Origin of the sequence: Fibrisoma montanum (assembly GCF_003583365.1) — a bacterium.
Taxonomy (GTDB): domain Bacteria; phylum Bacteroidota; class Bacteroidia; order Cytophagales; family Spirosomataceae; genus Fibrisoma; species Fibrisoma montanum.
On the sequence record NZ_QXED01000009.1, the window covers coordinates 76,199 to 93,523 of the forward strand.

The 17,325-nt window shown below is 55.2% G+C and carries 16 protein-coding genes; 7 read left to right on the forward strand and 9 right to left on the reverse strand.

From position 1 onward, the window contains the following. Positions 1–4 precede the first annotated feature (4 nt). On the reverse strand, positions 5–1,471 hold the full coding sequence (locus DYU11_RS26105) for a gluconokinase (RefSeq protein WP_119670683.1): 1,467 nt from the start codon (positions 1,469–1,471) through the stop codon (positions 5–7). A gap of 132 nt (positions 1,472–1,603) precedes the next feature. Then, entirely contained in the window at positions 1,604–2,503 is a 900-nt protein-coding gene (locus tag DYU11_RS26110) for a DUF2167 domain-containing protein (protein ID WP_229366054.1), read from the reverse strand. A 145-nt stretch (positions 2,504–2,648) separates the two neighbouring features. On the opposite strand from DYU11_RS26110, the gene DYU11_RS26115 reads away from it, so the two are divergent. Together DYU11_RS26115 and DYU11_RS26120 are read left to right on the forward strand one after the other, a co-directional pair. Beyond that, entirely contained in the window at positions 2,649–4,247 is a 1,599-nt protein-coding gene (locus DYU11_RS26115) for an FG-GAP repeat domain-containing protein (RefSeq protein WP_119670685.1), read from the forward strand. A gap of 145 nt (positions 4,248–4,392) precedes the next feature. Next, a complete protein-coding gene (locus DYU11_RS26120; protein ID WP_147368038.1) occupies positions 4,393–5,334 on the forward strand; it encodes a hypothetical protein in 942 nt (313 codons plus the stop codon). Positions 5,335–5,342: 8 nt separating this feature from the next. On the opposite strand, the gene DYU11_RS26125 is transcribed toward DYU11_RS26120, so the two are convergent. The 3 genes from DYU11_RS26125 to DYU11_RS26135 all read right to left on the reverse strand — a co-directional run bounded on the left by DYU11_RS26125 (position 5,343) and on the right by DYU11_RS26135 (position 8,901). Next, positions 5,343–6,320: a type I phosphomannose isomerase catalytic subunit gene (locus DYU11_RS26125; RefSeq protein WP_119670687.1), complete on the reverse strand. Its 978-nt coding sequence runs from the start codon at positions 6,318–6,320 to the stop codon at positions 5,343–5,345. A gap of 64 nt (positions 6,321–6,384) precedes the next feature. After that, complete coding sequence (locus DYU11_RS26130; protein WP_119670688.1) at positions 6,385–7,734, reverse strand: alpha-L-fucosidase; 1,350 nt, start codon at positions 7,732–7,734, stop codon at positions 6,385–6,387. A gap of 81 nt (positions 7,735–7,815) precedes the next feature. Further along, positions 7,816–8,901, reverse strand: coding sequence for a M20 family metallo-hydrolase (locus DYU11_RS26135; RefSeq protein ID WP_119670689.1), 1,086 nt, complete (start codon positions 8,899–8,901; stop codon positions 7,816–7,818). Positions 8,902–9,329: 428 nt separating this feature from the next. On the opposite strand from DYU11_RS26135, the gene DYU11_RS26140 reads away from it, so the two are divergent. Further along, positions 9,330–10,082, forward strand: coding sequence for an Ig-like domain-containing protein (locus tag DYU11_RS26140; RefSeq protein ID WP_119670690.1), 753 nt, complete (start codon positions 9,330–9,332; stop codon positions 10,080–10,082). Positions 10,083–10,506: 424 nt separating this feature from the next. Then, positions 10,507–10,839 carry a hypothetical protein gene (locus DYU11_RS26145; protein WP_119670691.1) on the forward strand — a complete coding sequence of 111 codons (333 nt, stop codon included), beginning with the start codon at positions 10,507–10,509 and terminating at the stop codon, positions 10,837–10,839. A gap of 372 nt (positions 10,840–11,211) precedes the next feature. Here the strand turns inward: DYU11_RS26145 and DYU11_RS26150 are convergent, their stop codons facing one another. Together DYU11_RS26150 and DYU11_RS26155 are read right to left on the reverse strand one after the other, a co-directional pair. Further along, positions 11,212–11,835 (reverse strand): hypothetical protein, encoded by a 624-nt coding sequence (locus DYU11_RS26150; RefSeq protein WP_119670692.1) that lies wholly within the window; start codon positions 11,833–11,835, stop codon positions 11,212–11,214. Next, the gene (locus DYU11_RS26155; RefSeq protein WP_119670693.1) at positions 11,822–12,340 is read right to left on the reverse strand and encodes an RNA polymerase sigma factor; all 519 of its coding nucleotides are present in this window, start codon (positions 12,338–12,340) and stop codon (positions 11,822–11,824) included. The genes DYU11_RS26150 and DYU11_RS26155 overlap by 14 nt, the downstream gene beginning before the upstream one ends. Positions 12,341–12,587: 247 nt before the next feature. Here DYU11_RS26155 and DYU11_RS26160 point away from each other — a divergent pair, with 247 nt between their 5' ends. Genes DYU11_RS26160 through DYU11_RS26170 form a run of 3 tightly spaced genes read left to right on the forward strand, consistent with a single transcriptional unit; the run spans position 12,588 to position 15,298 of the window. Then, positions 12,588–13,466, forward strand: a complete 879-nt coding sequence (locus DYU11_RS26160; RefSeq protein WP_119670694.1) for a LytR/AlgR family response regulator transcription factor — start codon at positions 12,588–12,590, stop codon at positions 13,464–13,466. A gap of 44 nt (positions 13,467–13,510) precedes the next feature. Then, positions 13,511–14,113 (forward strand): hypothetical protein, encoded by a 603-nt coding sequence (locus tag DYU11_RS26165; RefSeq protein ID WP_119670695.1) that lies wholly within the window; start codon positions 13,511–13,513, stop codon positions 14,111–14,113. A 12-nt stretch (positions 14,114–14,125) separates the two neighbouring features. Continuing rightward, entirely contained in the window at positions 14,126–15,298 is a 1,173-nt protein-coding gene (locus tag DYU11_RS26170; protein ID WP_119670696.1) for a serine hydrolase domain-containing protein, read from the forward strand. A 100-nt stretch (positions 15,299–15,398) separates the two neighbouring features. On the opposite strand, the gene DYU11_RS26175 is transcribed toward DYU11_RS26170, so the two are convergent. Then, complete coding sequence (locus DYU11_RS26175) at positions 15,399–15,974, reverse strand: DapH/DapD/GlmU-related protein (RefSeq protein WP_119670697.1); 576 nt, start codon at positions 15,972–15,974, stop codon at positions 15,399–15,401. Positions 15,975–16,124: 150 nt separating this feature from the next. Continuing rightward, on the reverse strand, positions 16,125–17,318 hold the full coding sequence (locus DYU11_RS26180; RefSeq protein ID WP_119670698.1) for an NAD(P)-dependent alcohol dehydrogenase: 1,194 nt from the start codon (positions 17,316–17,318) through the stop codon (positions 16,125–16,127). Between the last annotated feature and the right edge of the window lie 7 nt (positions 17,319–17,325).

Here is a 17,325-nt window from a genome sequence, read left to right on the forward strand (position 1 = left end):
CCTTCTACTCCACCGTTTTGACTGCCTCCTGAAAACGCCGGAGCGCATTGCGGTAGAGCCGATGGCGACCTGCGTCGGGCTCGAACGTAACGCCAAACTCGACCCGATCAGCGGCTTCGTCCAGCGATTTAACCAGCCCGATGGCTTTCATCGTCAGCAGAATAGCCCCAATGGCTCCGCTCTCGTTGCTGGCGTTGAGCCGCACGGGAACCCCGGCCATATCGGCCAGCATCTGCACCCAGAACGCTGACTGGGCAAAGCCGCCGTTCGCGTGAATGACCCGGGTGGCACCGATCTGAGCGGCCAGCAGTTCATTAATGGTGAGCAGGTTCAGGAGCACCCCTTCCAGAGCGGCCCGGACGAAATGCGCCTGCGTGTGCTGCCAGTCGACGTGCAGATACGCTCCGCGCGCGTGTGCGTCCCAGAGCGGAGCGCGTTCGCCCTGCAGGTACGGCAGGAACAGCAGCCCGTCAGCCCCGGCCGCCACCTGCTCAGCCTCCGCCAGCACGGCCTCGGTCTCCTGGCGCATAAAACGCTCCGACAACCACTCCAGAACGTTCCCCCCGTTGTTGGTCGGCCCGCCGACGACGTAGTACCCTTCATCCAGGATATAGCAGAACAACCGGCCCTGCGGATCGCGCAGCGGTTGCCGGATGGTCTGGCGAATGGCTCCGCTGGTGCCGATGGTCAGCGTAGTAATGCCCATATCAACGGCCCCGGCTCCCAGGTTGGCCAGGCAGCCGTCAGACGCTCCGATCAGTAGTTCGACGCCCACCGGCAAACCCAGTGCCGCTGTTGAGGCACCTGATTGCAACGACCGACGGTGCGTGGTAGGCACCAGCGCCGATAACTGATCAGGCCGAACCCCCGCAAACTGCATAGCTTCCTCACTCCACTGTCGGTCAATGGCATTGAACAGCCCACTGGCCGTGGCAATGGAATAATCAACCTCAAACGTACCGGTCAGTCGAAACCACAAAAACTCCTTGATAGACCCAACATGAGCCGACCGACGCAGCAGCCGGGGATCGTGTTCGCGCAGCCACGCCAGCTTGCAGAGGGGCAGCATGGGATGCACTGGAACGCCCGTCTGCTGATAGAGGAGCTGACCGAGCTTATCAGGATCGTTCCGAAGGGCGTCGGCCTGGGCTTCGGCGCGGTTGTCGGACCAGACAATGACCTTGCTGAGGGGGTTTCCATCAACGTCCATGGCCAACAGGCTGTGCATGGCCGAACTGAACGCCAGGTGGGTAATGGTACTGCCATCGGCGGCCACCTCCCGGCTTACCTCGGCCATCACCCGGCTGAACGCCTGCCAGATCTCGTCGGGGTCCTGTTCGGCATATCCCGGTTCGGGCGTGAGGGTGGTAACGGGTGATGACGCATGCGCAACAATCCGGCCCAGATCCGCCGACAGGGCAAGGGCTTTGACATTAGTGGTTCCGATGTCGACCCCGACAAAACAGTTCATACCGCAACAGGTGGGTTTACGTAGCTATACTGACGCAAGTTTGGGCAAAGGCGGCACAAAACAAAAAGCCGGGTGTTGTCGAAACAGGACAACACCCGGTATAGAACCCAATTTATCAACACAATCAGTTAGTTACGAAGCTTCTCCCGCCGGTTCATCAGCTACTTTTTTACCGCCGAACAACTTACGCAGGGCCGATAGCCCTCCAGCCACCCCGATCAGGATCAGCTTCCAGAACTTGGCAATCAGGGCGAAGACCCCTACTTTGGCCAGTACTTTTCCGGCCACCAGCCCGCCGATCCCAACGGCCGCTACTTCATCCAGCTTCGGGTCGAAATCGGTGTATTGGTTACCTGATTCAAACGCTACGCTGCCGATCACTCCCGGAATCTGCTGCTTCACGGCCGTCAGTTCGTTCATACCGGCGATGGCATTCAGGCTGATAACGCCTTTCCGCCCGAGAATGCGCACGTCGTAGTTAAGTGTATTGACCGTAGCACTATCGCCGAATTTGATTTCCTTGGCCCAGTGCAGCACTTTGTGCTCCTTATCGTAGAATGGAGGTGATGCCCAGCCGACGAGCGCAATGGCCGGGTAGCCGTTCTTGACCCGTTCGGCACTTTCGTCCTCGGTGCCTTCCTGCATGTCTTTCAGCAGGTCTTCGTAGTCAATTTCGTCAGCGTCTTCATCCTTTACGTAGCCCATCTCGTCGTAGGTCACGTTGAACGCCCACGATTGATCGGCTACCGGACCGCCCTGCTCCGGAAACAGCATCCCCTGCGTTGATGAGGCTACATCAGCGGGATTACCCCACAAGTCAATCAGCACCCGGCGGCTCTGATCGGCATCCAGAAACTTAAAACCCCTGGGGACCGTCAGCTTCGCCATCCCGTTGTTAAGTGCGATGACGCCTGTCTGGTATGTAAATGTTCGGTTAATGGAATCGATGACCGCTTTTTCGGTATCCGTTTGTGCAGACACAAGTGCCGGTACTGCCAGCAGGCAGCTCATCATCAGTAAGTACGTTTTCACGGTGGTAGAAATGGTGTTATGTAAATCCGTGTGCAAAAAGGCTACAAGTCAACAAAACCCCAAAAAAAGCTACGTCTATTTATTATTCGTATAGTACTATTCAACGCGTATGATGTATACGGCCTAAAACCCTTATTTTTGTTGAATGTCGTCTTTGCGTCTTTTCGTGATTTCCTTCACTGCGCTGCTTTTAGAGGCCAGCCTGCTGGCGTGCCGGTCGTCGTCGGCCACCGAAACGGCCACACCCGAAGCTACCCAGCTGACAGGCCAACAACTGGCGCAGGCCCATTGCAGCAGTTGCCACCAGTTTCCGGATCCGTCGCTGCTCGACAAAAAGACCTGGCAGCAGGGCGTTTTGCCCAATATGGCCCTGCGGCTGGGGGTTTCTACCGAGCAGATGGCCTTTTACTCGACAATCGCTGATCCGACCGAACAGCAACGCGTGATCGCTTCCGGCCTGTTTCCAACAACGCCGGTGATTCATCCTACCGACTGGCAAAAGATTGTAACCTACTACCAGACCGAAGCCCCGGAAACACCCCGCCCCCAGCCGGCTCACCGGCCCGTTCGGACCGAACTTCCTCTGTTTCAGGCGCAGACTCCAGCCGGTACGCTCAACGGAATGGTTACGCTCCTGCAGTACGACTCGCTGTCGCACCGCATCTGGGCAGGCGACCGATCAGGTCATTTGTACGCATTCAACGACCGGCTGGAGCGCCTGGATTCGGCCCGGGTCGGCAGTCCGCCCGTTGGTTTGCGCACCAACCGCGACGGTAGCTTCGACCTGCTCGCCATTGGCCTGATGGACCCGAACGACCAGCAGACCGGCGAGTGGCTTCACCTGCCCAATACCCGCCAACCGGCTGCGCCCCGCATCCAGACCCTGCAGCGGCCCGTCGATGCGGCCTTTGCCGACCTGAACCGCGACGGTCGCGAAGACGTAGTGGTCTGTCAGTTTGGGAATTACTTCGGCCAGTTAACCTGGCATGAACAGCTATCCTCGGGGTATAAGACGCACGTAATTGAGGCCGTACCGGGTGCCCGGCAAACGTTGATTCGGGACGTAGACGGCGACCGGTGGCCCGACATTGTGGCGTTGCTGACGCAGGGCGATGAGCAGGTCGCCGTGTTCTATAACCTGCGCAACGGTTTTTTCCGCAAAGAAACCGTGCTTCGCTTTCCACCGGTCTATGGCTCCAGCTACGTTACCCTATCCGATGTTGACCGCGACGGCGACGAGGACCTCGTATACACCAACGGCGACAACGCCGATTATTCGATCGTCCCGAAAGCGTACCACGGGGTCCGTATTTTTCTGAATAACGGGCAATTCCGCTTTAAGCAGGCCTGGTTTTATCCCATGCACGGCGCCAGTAAGGTTGTAGCCCGTGACTTTGACCAGGACGGCGACATCGACCTCGCGGCCATCGCCTACTTCCCGGATTTTTCGCAGCAGCCTAATCAGGGATTCGTGTATTTCGAGAATGAAGGTAAGCTCAGCTTCCGCCCTCGAACGTTCCTGAAGGCCGGTCGCGGGCGCTGGCTGACGATGGACGCCGGGGATATCGATCAGGATGGCGACGAGGATATCCTGCTGGGGTCGTATTTCCAGCCGGTGAACCCCAAATACCGCGACCTGATGGAAACCTGGCGCAAACCGGGGACAGGCATCACACTGCTGCGGAATACGTTGCGAAGCGCGGCACCGGGCAACAAACAGCTTGCAGGTTCGACCTTTCGGTAATACCAACAGATCAGAGACTCGTTCTGCATCGCAAAAAGTCAGCCGCTTTGTCAAGGCAACAATCCGTTAAGCTCTGATTCAAAAATCGCTGGTATTTGGTATATTAACGTCTGATTAGATTTGTTCATCATCAGACGATTACTGTATGAAGCATTCGCTACGTGCTCTCTTTGTGTTGATGCTGTTGGGTGTGGGGCTGGAACAACGGGTACTGGCGCAGGTGGATTCGCTGACCCTGGCGGATACCATTCATCTCACTAAACAACAGGCTTTTCTGTCGTTCCGACGTAGCTACGACTACCACTACGCCAGTGGGCTGTCGGACATGCAGCTACGCCCCCTGCTCCGTCGCTCTACCAACCCTACCACCCGGAAGTACGTTCGGCGGGGGCAGCAGGCTCAACACGTGAACGTCGGTATGAATGCAGTTGGTTACGGGCTGTTCATGGGCGGCTTATTCACACCCCTGAACCGGCCTGAAACCAACCTGTCGATGATGCTGGGCGGAATCGGGCTTTTCTATGGCTCGCTGATCGTGACCGGACAACGTGCCCGCCAGTACGAAAAAGCCGTACGGTCGCACAATCAGTTTCTCCGGGGTCAATCCGCCGATTACTACGCCCCCCTGTTCGACGAAGGGTTCCAGGTCCGCCCGTTGTCACTGACCGATACGATACGCCTTGTTCGCCGGGGATTGAGTAACCAATATACGTACCGGGGTATCCAGCTCCATCCGGCCGGACAACTGATGAAACTGGCCGATCGGCTCGGCGATCAGGATGTGAAAGATGGGCTGCAATACAATCGGCGGGTTAATTACATCGCTGGCCTGGTCAATACGCTCAGCATCAGCTTTCTGCTACCTCGCGTGTTGCTGTTCGGGATCCAACGGGCAAACGGACGGTCAGCCACCCTGAACTCGCCGTTGGTGTGGGGATCGCTGGTTGGTCTTACTTTTGGTCATGGGTTACGCATCCATGCCAACCGGGTCCAGCTCCAGACAGTGCAGCTTCTTAACGATCGCATACGCCATCAGCCTCCCCCTACCATCCTGACCGAATTCGGTCCCAGCCCGTCGAATCCCTGACAAAAAAGCTACGGTACGTATGATTCCAGCACGGTCATGTCGCCGTCCGGTACGAGCGTCACCGAGTTGATCGACGCCGGGATCAGCGCACACTGGCCCATTTTCAGCGGTACGTTGTAGCCGCCTTCGGTTTGAACCGTCAGCGCCCCCGCTACGCAGACCAGAATCACGAAGGAGTCAACGTGTGTGTAGTCGTGCAGAACCTCCTGGTCGAAGTTCAGTACGTTCGTGACAAAGTAATCGCTCGTTACGGCGTTCACGCTCTCGTTGCGTTTCTTCTCGTACCGGGTCTTGTAGTCGTCGTAGTGGTGATAGTTGATCGCGTCGACGGCCAGTTCAGTGTGGAGTTCGCGTTTCTGGCCTTTATCGTCGGTACGGTCGAAATCGTAGATGCGGTACGTAATATCGGACGTTTGCTGGATTTCGGCCAACAGAATCCCCTTACCAATGTAGTGAACCCGGCCGGCCGGCAGGAAAAATACGTCGCCCGCGTGCACATCCTCCATGTTCAGAATATCGGTCAGCGTATTATCGGCTACGGCTTTTACGTATTCGTCTTTCGTCACCTCCCGGTTGAATCCCGAATTCAGTTTCGCGCCTTCGTCGGCTTCGAGGATGTACCACATCTCGGTCTTGCCCAAACTGTTGTGCCGCTCTTTCGCCAGTTCATCGTTCGGGTGCACCTGAATAGACAGGTCGTCGTTGGCGTCGATGAACTTCACCAGCAGCGGAAACGTATCGCCAAATGTTTCGTACACGTGTTCACCAACCAGCTTTTCTTTGTATTCGCCCACCAGTTCCTTCAGGTTCTTTCCTTTCAGTGCCCCTTCGGCAACCACCGAAATGTTACCGTCAACCCCCGAAACCTCCCAGGTTTCACCGCAGTTGGGCAGGGGCGAAAAGTCCTTTTCCAGAATTGTTTTAATCTTTTGACCACCCCAGATTTTGTCTTTGAAGATCGGCTCGAAGGTAAGCGGGTACAACATAAATACGATTGGTTGAAAGCGTTGTTGGTTGGCTAACTGATGGGAAACGGTTTTTGTTAACGGACTATTCGCGCGGAGAGGCTTTGTATACCCCGGCTTCGGCCAGTTGAACCGGACCGGTAGCGTCCATGATCGTCAGGCGAATTTTCCGGCTTTTTACGGGGGCAAACCGCAGCAGCCGTTTGTAGCCTACGGTCGTGAAGGTCTTCAGGGGCTGCCACGTGTCGTTTATCCAATACTCGACCTGCCCGCTGGCGATCCGCTGGCCGTTCAGAATGTTTTCCTGGATAGCAATCCGGTCGAAGGTCTGCTCCCGACCCAGGTCAATTTCAACGGGCTGGTTGGTCGACAACGTAACGTACGTTTTCAGCTGATCGTCGGTCAGACTGGGACTCCCACTCACAAAATTTGTTTTGAACGTTTCGTCGAGAATACTCCGAAATTCGCGCAGGCTGGCCACATCCGGCTCCGACAGCAGCCCATCCCGGTTGGGCGGTACGTTCAGCAGCAACAGGCTGTTACGGCCCACCGACTGGTAGTACAGGTTGACCAGGTCCTGAGCCGACCGGACTTTGGTATCCTCGGCGGGGTGATAGAACCAGCCCGGGCGAATCGATACGTCGGTTTCGGCCGGAATCCAGTATTTACCGTACTTGTCGCCCTGGTTGAGGTATTTCGGATCAGCCTTGCCGGGGGCCATCCCGTCGGTGTTGATGGTCGACCAGCAGGTTTCGCCCGCGTTACCAGCCTCGTTGCCGACCCACCGAACATCCGGGCCTACGTCGGAGAACATGACCGCGTTGGGCTGCAGTTCGCGCACCAGCGCCCAGTATCCATTGAAGTCATAGGCCATATCCCGGGCGTTCTCACCCTTGGCCCCGTCGAACCATACTTCGGCCACTTCGCCGTAGTTGGTCAGCAGTTCGCGGAGCTGACTCTTGTACAACTCATTGTATTCGGCCGTTCCGTAACGCGGATCGTGACGATCCCAGGGGGAAAGATAAAAACCGAACTTTACCCCAAATTCGCGGCAGGCATCGGCGACCTCCCGAACGACATCGCCCTTGCCATCGCGCCAGGGACTGTTTTTAACGGAATGGTCGGTTGAGGCTGACGGCCACAGGCAGAAACCATCGTGGTGTTTGGCCGTGATGATGGCGGTTTTGAAACCAGCGTCCTTCAGGGCTTTGATCCACTGCCGGGCGTCGAGCTTCGCTGGGTTAAACTGCGCCGGTGTCTCTGTTCCATCACCCCACTCCTTATCGGTGAACGTATTGACCGTAAAGTGCAGGAAGGCAGTGGTTTCTGATTGCTGCCAGGCTATCTGGCGGGGTGTGGGAGTTGGTTGCGCGGCAACGAAGGTAGCAGCCAGAAGATGGATGCTGAATAAACCGCCCAACAATTGCTTGATCATAGTTTCCTTTTAGTTACAGTAAGTAGATAGTTTCAGCAAAAGTAAGCCGATTTTTCAAAGGAGCGATACGTTCAGCGTTTGTCAAAGCACTTGTTCCAGCATCCGGATGTATCCGTCAATTCCCGCTTCAATTTCGTGGAGGTAGATAAACTCGTCGGCCGAATGTGACCGCCCCGAATGCCCTGGCCCACACTTGAGCGACGGGCAATCGAGCAGGGCCTGATCGGAAGTAGTTGGTGAGCCGTAGGTGTGCCGACCCAACGCCAGCCCCGCCCGCACGATGGGGTGATCGGCCGGGATACTCGACGGCTTCAGCCGGATGGAGCGTGGCTTGACCTCGGATTCGATGTGAGCCTTGATCGTGTCGATCACCTCTTCCAGAGTGTACTGCTCGGTTACGCGCACATCGACGGTAAAGGTACAGGCATCCGGCACGACGTTGTGCTGCGTACCGGCGTTGATGATCGTTACCGACATTTTGATTGGTCCCAGCGTCGGCGAGACTTTCGGGAACTGGTACGTCGTCAGCCAGTTGATGTCCCGAATAGCGCGGTAGATGGCGTTATCGCCTTCATCGCGGGCGGCATGGCCACTGCGGCCGTGGGCGGTGCAATCGAGTACAAGCAGCCCCTTTTCGGCAATAGCCAGTTGCATTTCGGTCGGCTCGCCCACGATGGCGAAACTGATCGGCGGCAGTTCGGGCGCAACAATTTCCAGCCCATCCCGACCGGAGATCTCTTCCTCGGCGGTGGCGGCCATCACGATGTTATAGGCCATGTCGGGCCGGTCGTAGAAAAAGCAGAAGGCAGCCAGCAGCGATACCAGACACCCCCCAGCGTCGTTGGAACCCAGGCCGTACAGTTTGCCGTCGCGTTCCAGAGGCTCAAAGGGATCGAGTGTCCAGGACTTGTTCGGTTTCACCGTATCATGGTGCGAGTTGAGCAGCAGGGTCGGTTTGGCCGGGTCGAAATAGCGGTTATACGCCCACAGGTTGTTTTTCAGGCACTGAACCGGAATCTGATGTTGAGTAAAGAAGTCATTGATCAGAGCTGCCGTCTGGGCTTCTTCCCGGCTGAACGACGGCGTAGCGATCAGGCGTTTAAGTAACGAAACCGCATCGGCGGTAAGCGTTGTCTGCTGAACCGTACTGGTTGTAGGTTGGGACATAAAACGAGTGTTGGCCCCCCAAAGATACGGCCTAAGTACCGTAGTTCTGCCGAATGGTCCAAACTTTAGCCAGTCGTTCAATGGCGTTGATCAGGCCGAGCGTACCGCTTATGCCCGATCAATGCCACTGTCCATCGGGTGCGCCCATCAGGAATTCAAGCATTAAATTGGAAGAGTACTAATCTCGCAAGCGTCCGGTAAAGCGTTACGGGGCCTACAACTACGACAAGCAGTGGAGGTGGCTGAGCTGGTGCTCCAATGCGTCATTTCCGTGGTTTAGCTTTACCCGCTAAAAGCTTATACGTATAGAAACGCTTCGTCTCCAACATGATGCAGTTGACAATGAGAATTTAACAACTCAGGCCCAAACGAATTTCTGATCGGGTGCGGAGGTAATAGTTTCGAGCCATAAACTCGTTTCTACACGCATGAAAATTACTATCTGGATAAGTATTGTGGCTTGTCTTTTGAATCTGGCAGCCTGTAAAAAATCGGATGATGTCGTACCCGCTGGGGGTGAGCATACGCAGGGGGGGTATGTTACTGGTAAAGCCGTCGACAGGTTAGGAAACCCCATAGAGGGGGCTGAAATTGTGGCTAATAACACAGGGACCTACAGTAACAATGTGGTAGGGTACACCGATGCAAACGGCAACTACAAACTCAAACTAACGTCTGGACCACTCGTTGGGTCGTTCTACGTCCGGGGAACGGTCAAGGTAAAATACGACGGACAAGCGTATACTCTGCCCTTATTTACTGAGAAAGATGGCGCTTTCGACGCCGATCAGGGATCAGTCAAAAACCTCCGGCTAAAAACGTCGGGCGACCGTACGGGCAACTTTGGCGACGAAGGCTATTATGGTGGTCAGGCAGAAGTTGACAACTGGACAAAAGCAGTTGAGTTTTCGGATGTTGAACTAACCTTCAGACCCAGCGGCCCCCTGATTGACGGCAGCACCGGTAAAACTATAACCACAAAGCTTAATGGGTATTATGTGGATGATGTACCTTTGGGAAAGTACTCGATTACGGCGCGGCAACTGTCCACTCAGAAACCATTAGCCATCCGGATTCGGAACAAAGGCCAGGAGTACACTCAGGCGACCATTGGTAAATTTGAACCCGCTTACGAAGGGGCCGAACGCTTCCGTATGATGATCCAGATCAGCGATTTGTAAGCTGAAAACGTTCCCAGAACGGATCAAGACCTTTTACGTCTTTAACAGCCTGCTCCCTCTGGTGCCCTATGCAGACGGGCCGGAGAGAGCAGGCTGTTAATTAATAAGAGTGGCGTCGTAAAAAACTACTGGTTCGAAGGGCGTAGGCCTGGCTGGGTCCGTATCACGCGGTATGATCGACTGGCGAATGTCGTCGAAGGTCGGTTTTCATTCGACCTCGATGAGAAGTTGAATCAATACGACTCCCACTCTGCGGTAGCCCGCTTTCACGACGGTTTATTTCGCATCAAGCTGGAAGACGTAACGTTGAGAAACTGATTGTCCTGGCATTGCATTGATCACCCAGAGCCTGTTAAAATAAGTTAACTAAGTAAACCTATAGATTGACTAAAATACCTTTGCCCGTAGATCAAACTCAGGGTTTATGAAAAACTTTCTGCTTGCAGTATGTCTTTTGCTGTCTCTTACCGGATGGGCACAGTCACCAACAACCAATTCCTGGATTGAGCCAGGCCAACTTCAGATTGGCCTCGGCGCTTCGGCTGGTTACGGCAACCGGATCGGTGGTTATTTACGGGCTACGCCTTATGCAAAATATTTCATCAGGAAAGGGTGGGCAATTGGTGCCGAGGGACGCTACAATTACAATGGGCCTGATGGTAACCAGTACGTCGGCGCAGGTCTATTCACGCAATACCATTTCCTGCGAACCAGTACGTTCTCCCTGTTTGGCCAGGCAGGTTATTACTATGGTTAGGCCAACTACGGCTTTTACCGCACGGTTGAGGAAAGTCCGAATTCAATCCGTTTTGTACGGTATAGAGATCAGTTTACGTATGGTATGTTGAGTGCAGGCTTAGGCGCCCAGTATCGGCTTGGCAAACGCTGGGCGATTCAGGGGCTGGCCGAAACGTAGGGTAAACGCGTTTCCGAGCGATGGGCATAGTTTTACGTTGGGCATTACCTTCCGCATTAAATAGGTCGTACCGATCAGCAAAACGTTTTATGCATACCTGCCCGGCCATTCGCAGCTAACTCGTAAACCCAGAGGGGTCGCACGTAGCGTTGAAGGGGCTACTTACTGCCCAGGCTGTTCTTACCGGTAGGCATAAGGTCGTTGTCATCCGTTTCACTCCTGATACTCGCCTAACAGGTCCCTGAGCTGCTGAAGCGGCCGGATAAAGCTTTTCCTGTTTTCGGCACGGATAGCGCCGTAGCAGGACACCAACGTGAGGGTGTAGGTTATGAGCGCACCTTCCGGATAGGCCTGCACTCCTCCCGGTACGTACAGCATAAAAACCAGAACAACACCTATGGCCGCACTGACCGGAATGAGCACCAGCTCGTACCGTTTTTTGAAGCGAAAAAAGCTGTTCAGTAACTGGTACTGCTCCGACAGGTAATCGCGAACCGAGGACGGCAGTTTTCCCTTAAGCTGCCCCCTGGCAACCCGCTTGAATTTGTTCATCAGAACAATGGTGAAGGGAATGTATAGCCCGATACCCAACAGGCTCAGCAGGCGAACCTGCGTTTGTGGCCAGTACTTTATCAGAACGTGGCTCAACAACGCATACACCAGTAGCTGCAGGGTAAAGGAGGCCCAGAAATAGGTAAAGCTTGCTTGCGTATGCTTCCGTACCCTGGTCGTAACGATTTTCCGGAGGGTGGCTTCGTCGAGCGATGCCGCTCCGACAGAAGCGGGCGTTGGGCTGGACTGCTCCCAGTGTTTTTTCAATTGATCAAGAGTTGACATTGTCAAGCGAGTTTGCTTGTTTTTTCAGTTGTGCTTCCAGTTCTTTTTTGATTCGTACTAACCGTACGCTTACGTTGGACTTTGTCAGACCGGTAATGCTGGCAATCTCCTCGTAGCTTACCTCGTCCAGGTACAAGAGCACGATGGCTTTATTTAGAGGAGACAAAGTGGCGATCGCCCGAAAAAGGGCCTGCCGTTGCTCTTCTTCGGGATCAGTCGGCGGCTCAGGAATCTGCTGGTGGCTGAGCGAAAGACTTTCCCAGTTTTTGCGGGTAGTTTTCCTGTACCAGGTCAGCGCCGTGTTCAAGCAGACCCGGTACATCCAGGTAGTGAAACTGGAGCGCCCGCCAAAACCAGGGTATGATTTCCAAAGCTGATAGAGCATCTCCTGGAGCAAATCGGCCCGCTCGTCAGGATCCTGACAGTACATCCGGCAGACCTTATGAGCTATGCCTAGGTGGGCGTTGACCTCGTCAAGAAATGGTTTTTCAAACTGGCTGGCCATCGATCAGATCGTTAGGGGTTTGTACTGCAACCTACCAGTTAGTAGTCGCTAAGGCTCAAAAACTACATCCGGTCTACAAAAACTCAAACAACCAGGCAATAGAACACGGATAGCAATCATGGTCGACCGCGGCATTCACCGCTGATTGAATGGACCATGACAAGTTCAGAAGTGCCTCTCATACAATTTTTGTTCGGCCAGAGCCGCAGAAAGCCCAACTTTGTCGTACCATTTCAGAGGACTACGTATGTCGAAATCGTTTCGTGATCGCCGGCTGTTTCTGATCCTGATTCCGTGTATCAACGTCATTACCTACTACCTGACCTACACGCATTTGCCGCCCGGCTGGCTGCTGCCGCTGACGTTTGTCATCGACACGCTGGAAGGGTACGCGGCCTGGTGGGTGTTTCGTCAGATTATTCGTTACCTGGATGGCCCCTTCCCCTACGAGCGGAGTCTCTGGAAACGGGTAGTGCTGCAATGTACACTGACGGTCGGTGTTGGCATCGGCATCATCATCGCTCTCACCGAGCTGGTCAACGCCATCGCCACCGACAAACCGGTGCCCAGCAGTTTCTACACCCACGACATCTTTATCATCTCCATCTGGATTCTGGTTGTCAACGGCATTTACATCGGCGCGTATTTCTACTACAGGCTTCAGCAGATCGAGCGTAGCCAGCTGGAGGATAGTCAGCCCGCACCGAGTCTGCCGCAACCGGGTCTGGTCGTTCGGCTGGGGAAGCAGAGTGATCTGATTTTGTACGAGCAGATGGCTGGGTTCTGCGTCGAGGATGAGTACACAATTCTGGTTACGGACCAGGCAAAACGGTACGTACTCGATCAGTCGCTGGATAAGTTAGAGGAAACCCTGCCGGCGCAGTCGTTTTTCCGGCTGAACCGGCAGTACCTGTTGCATCGCCAGATCATTGCCGGTTTTGCCCGCTTGGAAAACGGCAAACTCAGCGTTCGGTTGAACACCGGATCGGGCATCGCGGATCAGGTTTCGGTTAGCCGCACCAAAGCTATGGCGTTCAAAAAGTGGTTTTCGCCCGACGAAATCACCGACAGTTCACCGGTTATTTCGCTACATCTCACCGAAAAACAGCCTTCTGCGCTCAATTAAAGGCCTTTTCGTCTTCTTCCTTTGCTGGCAAACAGTAAAACAACATGAAGAAGACACTATTCATTTTCATCTGGCTGGCCGCTCTGCATCCGTCGGTGAGCCGGGCGCAACGTAACGGTAGCGAGCTCCTTCCGGCCGGGCGCATGAGCTGGCCACTTATGGTGAGCGTGCAGTTTCATTCGCTGGCCTTACCGGTTGGAAATATACGTCCTGCGTTCGCCAATCCCGGTCTGGCGCTGGGCACCGAATACCGCTACAACCGGCGGGGAAATCTGCTCCAGTCGATTCAGGCCGGCTACTACCGCAATCGCTACGCGGGCGACGGGCTATTCATCGTCACCCAGGCCGGTTACCGCCCCCACTTCGGCCCCGTTTATGCAGACCTGAAAGCGGGCGTAGGCTGGAACTATACGTTTCACCCCAACACAACCCTGGTGCTGAAAGAGGGGCAGTGGCAACCGGCGGGCCGAACCGGTAAAGGCCTCCTGATGGTGCCGCTGGGCCTGTCCATTGGCTACAACGGCCCGTCGCTGGTAGCTCCGTTTGTCGGCTATCAGTTCTTTGCACTGGCGGGGTATAATCCCTCTGTTCCGGTTGTGCCCAACCAACTGCTGCAAGTCGGTGCACACATTCACTTCAACTACTAATTGAACACTACCATGAAATCATTCCTCGCGCTGGGGGGACTGCTGGCTTTTACGCTGGCCTGCGAGCCCCTTGACCAGAACGTAGCGACGGCTATCTGTCAGGAAGCGACCCCACTAAACGCCAGTTATTCAAAAGCTCAGCCGATTCAGCAGTTGCTGGACCGCTACACCAGAGCCGGAATTCCCGGCGTAGCGGTTGCGGTTTATACTCCCCAGGAAGGCTACTGGGCGGGAGCATCGGGCTACGCCAACCTCGAAACCAAAACACCCATGCAGGTCTGTCATTTGCAGTATGGGCAGAGCGTAGCCAAGACCTACACGGCGGTGGCGATACTCAAACTGGCAGAAGCCGGTAAAATAGACCTGAACGCCCCGATCAGCCGGTACCTGTCGCCAGGTATCAGGGCTAAAATCACGGATGCCGACAAGATTACGGTCCGAATGCTATTGACTCATACGTCGGGGATTGCCGATTACACCGACAACGCCGAGTTTGTGGCATCGCTGTTACAAAATCCCCTGAAGTCCTACACGAGTGAGGAGCTGTTGGCCTACGTAGCGAAGCAACCGCTGCTCTTTCCATCGGGAAGCTACTCCCGTTACGCCAACACCAACTACCTGCTGCTGGCGTTGATCGCCGATCAGGTGCAGGGCGACCACGCTCGTCTGATTCAGCAGAGCATCCTCGAACCACTGGGTCTGCAACAAACCTTCTACCACAACTCCGCTACGTATCTGAATCAGCCTACTCTGGTCGACAGCTACTTTGATCGCTTTGGTAATGGAAAACTAGAGAATATTACGCAGATGCAGCGCGTCAACGTCGGCAGTATGAACGGCGATGACGGCATCATTGCTTCGCCAACCGATTACGTCAAGTTTCTGCGCGGTCTGAACGAGGGTCAGCTTGTGTCGGCCCAGAGTCTGAAGGAAATGACGACCTGGGTTAACGACCGGGACGGTCAGCCGGCTTATGGCATGGGTCTGGAATACGCCAGGCTCTCCGGCCACGTCGGGTATGGACACGGCGGGGCCGGTATTGGGGCCGGTTGCGGCTTGTACTATTTCCCTGCCAGGCAGCTGTACGTCTTCATTGGCATCAATCTGGGCGTTCTTACCGGGGGGCCGTACGTAGAAAAAGCGGGCAACCTGAGTGATGAACTGATCGACCTGTTGCTGAAATAAATGGTAATCACCAGGTCCCCGATCTGAACACAACGTCTTCCGAATGACGGGTTGTCTCCAGATCGGGGACCTGGTGGTAGATACCTAACAGGCAGGTATGTTATACCGCTTTGACGACCTTGGCCGGAACTCCCGCAACGACCGTATTCGGCGGTACGTCCCGGCTCACCACCGCCCCCGCTGCCACAACCGCGTTTTCGCCAACCGTTACCCCCGGCAAAATGGTAGCCCCGGCACCGATCCACGCATTCCGTTTGATCACCACCGGCCTGGGCAGAACAGTCTTACGGTCTGCGGGGTCGAGCGGATGGCTCTCGGACGTAAGATTGACGCTGGGGCCGATCTGCACATCGTCTTCGATGGTGATGCCGCCAATATCCAGAAACGAACAGTTGTGGTTGATAAAGACGTTTTTACCCAGGCTAATGAACCGGCCAAAGTTGGTGTAGAACGGCGGAAACACCGTTGTGGACGCATCCACTTCCGTGCCTATAATGTTGCTCAACCGCTCGCGTACCTGGTCAACGCCGGTTGCCGTAGCGTTCATCGCAACGCATAGCTTTATGGTCCGGGCAACGACTTCGGCGAACCGGGCATACTCCGGGTCATCTTTTCGGAGTGGCTCACCGGCTCGCATTCGCTGGAAAATGTCGGTTTGTTTACTGAACTCATTCATATTGTTTGCTTCTCTATTCCGGTTCAAAGGCGGCCGGCAACCGGGTTTTTGACGGCGGTCACGGCTGCGCTACGCTGCTGTCCGTCATGTTACAAGCCAGGCTAACGACAAACGTGGGAAAAGCGCCAGTATCGTTTCAGCCGGCGGTGATCAGATCGTTGCGGCATCGATCACGTAGCGGTAACGGGCTTGTTTGTCAATCACTTTTTGCCAGGCGTCATTGATCTCCCCGGCTTTGATCACCTGAATCCTGGGGACAATTTTATTAGCCGCGCAGTAATCCATCACTTCCTGGGTTTCGGGAATACCGCCGATGAGCGATGCCCGGAAGTTGACCCGGTCATTGGCTAAGCCGATGTTGCTGATCGTTAGTTGAAAGCCAACCGGCATACCAACCTGCGTATACGTTCCATCCACCTTCACGCAGGACGCGTAAGCCGCTACGTCATACTGAGCCGGAATCGTGGCAATCATGTAATCCAGTGTTTTGCGGTAGGGTTTCAGCCGGGCCACATCATCCACCACAATGACTTCTTTAGCGCCGAAAGAGCGAATGTCGGCCACCTTCTCGGGAGACGTAGTAAACGCATAGACCTCAGCCCCTTTGGATACGGCCAGTTTAATGGCCAGATGGCCCAGGCCACCAATGCCCGCCACACCCACTTTATCGCCTTTTTTGAGATTGGCTTTCATCAGGGGCGAGTAGGTCGTGATGCCCGCGCAGAGTAAAGGAGCGGCATCTTCGAGTCGGATGCTTTTGGGAATCTTAATGGCGAAATGATCCCTGACGACGATATTGTTCGCGTATCCACCCTGTGTAATGCCCGTTGGTGAGGTTTTATCGGGGTTACCGTAGGTGAACAGCGTCGCGCCGTTGTCGCAGTGCTGTTCCAGACCGTGCGTACAGCTTTCGCAGGTCATGCAGCTATCGACCATACAGCCGACGCCCGCCTGATCGCCGACCCTGAACTTGGTGACGTTCTTCCCGACGGCCGTAACAACGCCCGCAATCTCATGCCCCGGCACCTGCGGATAGGGCTGCGGGCCCCAGTCTCCGCGCATCTGGTGAATGTCCGAATGGCAAATGCCGCTGTATTTTATCTCGATCAATACGTCGTTGTCGCCCAACGGCCGACGTTCAAACGTGAAAGGACTCAGCTTACCCGACTTGTCGCGGGCGGCATAGCCTCTGGTGGCTACGTTGGCGAGCGGCCGAAGGGAAGCGTTACCCTGAGCAACGAAAGGGGTCGCACTAGCCAGTAAGGTACCCGCACTCAGCAAAGCCGATTGCCGGATGAATTTGCGCCGGGAGGAATTGCCTCCCTGATCAGACGTAGTATTCATTGTGATG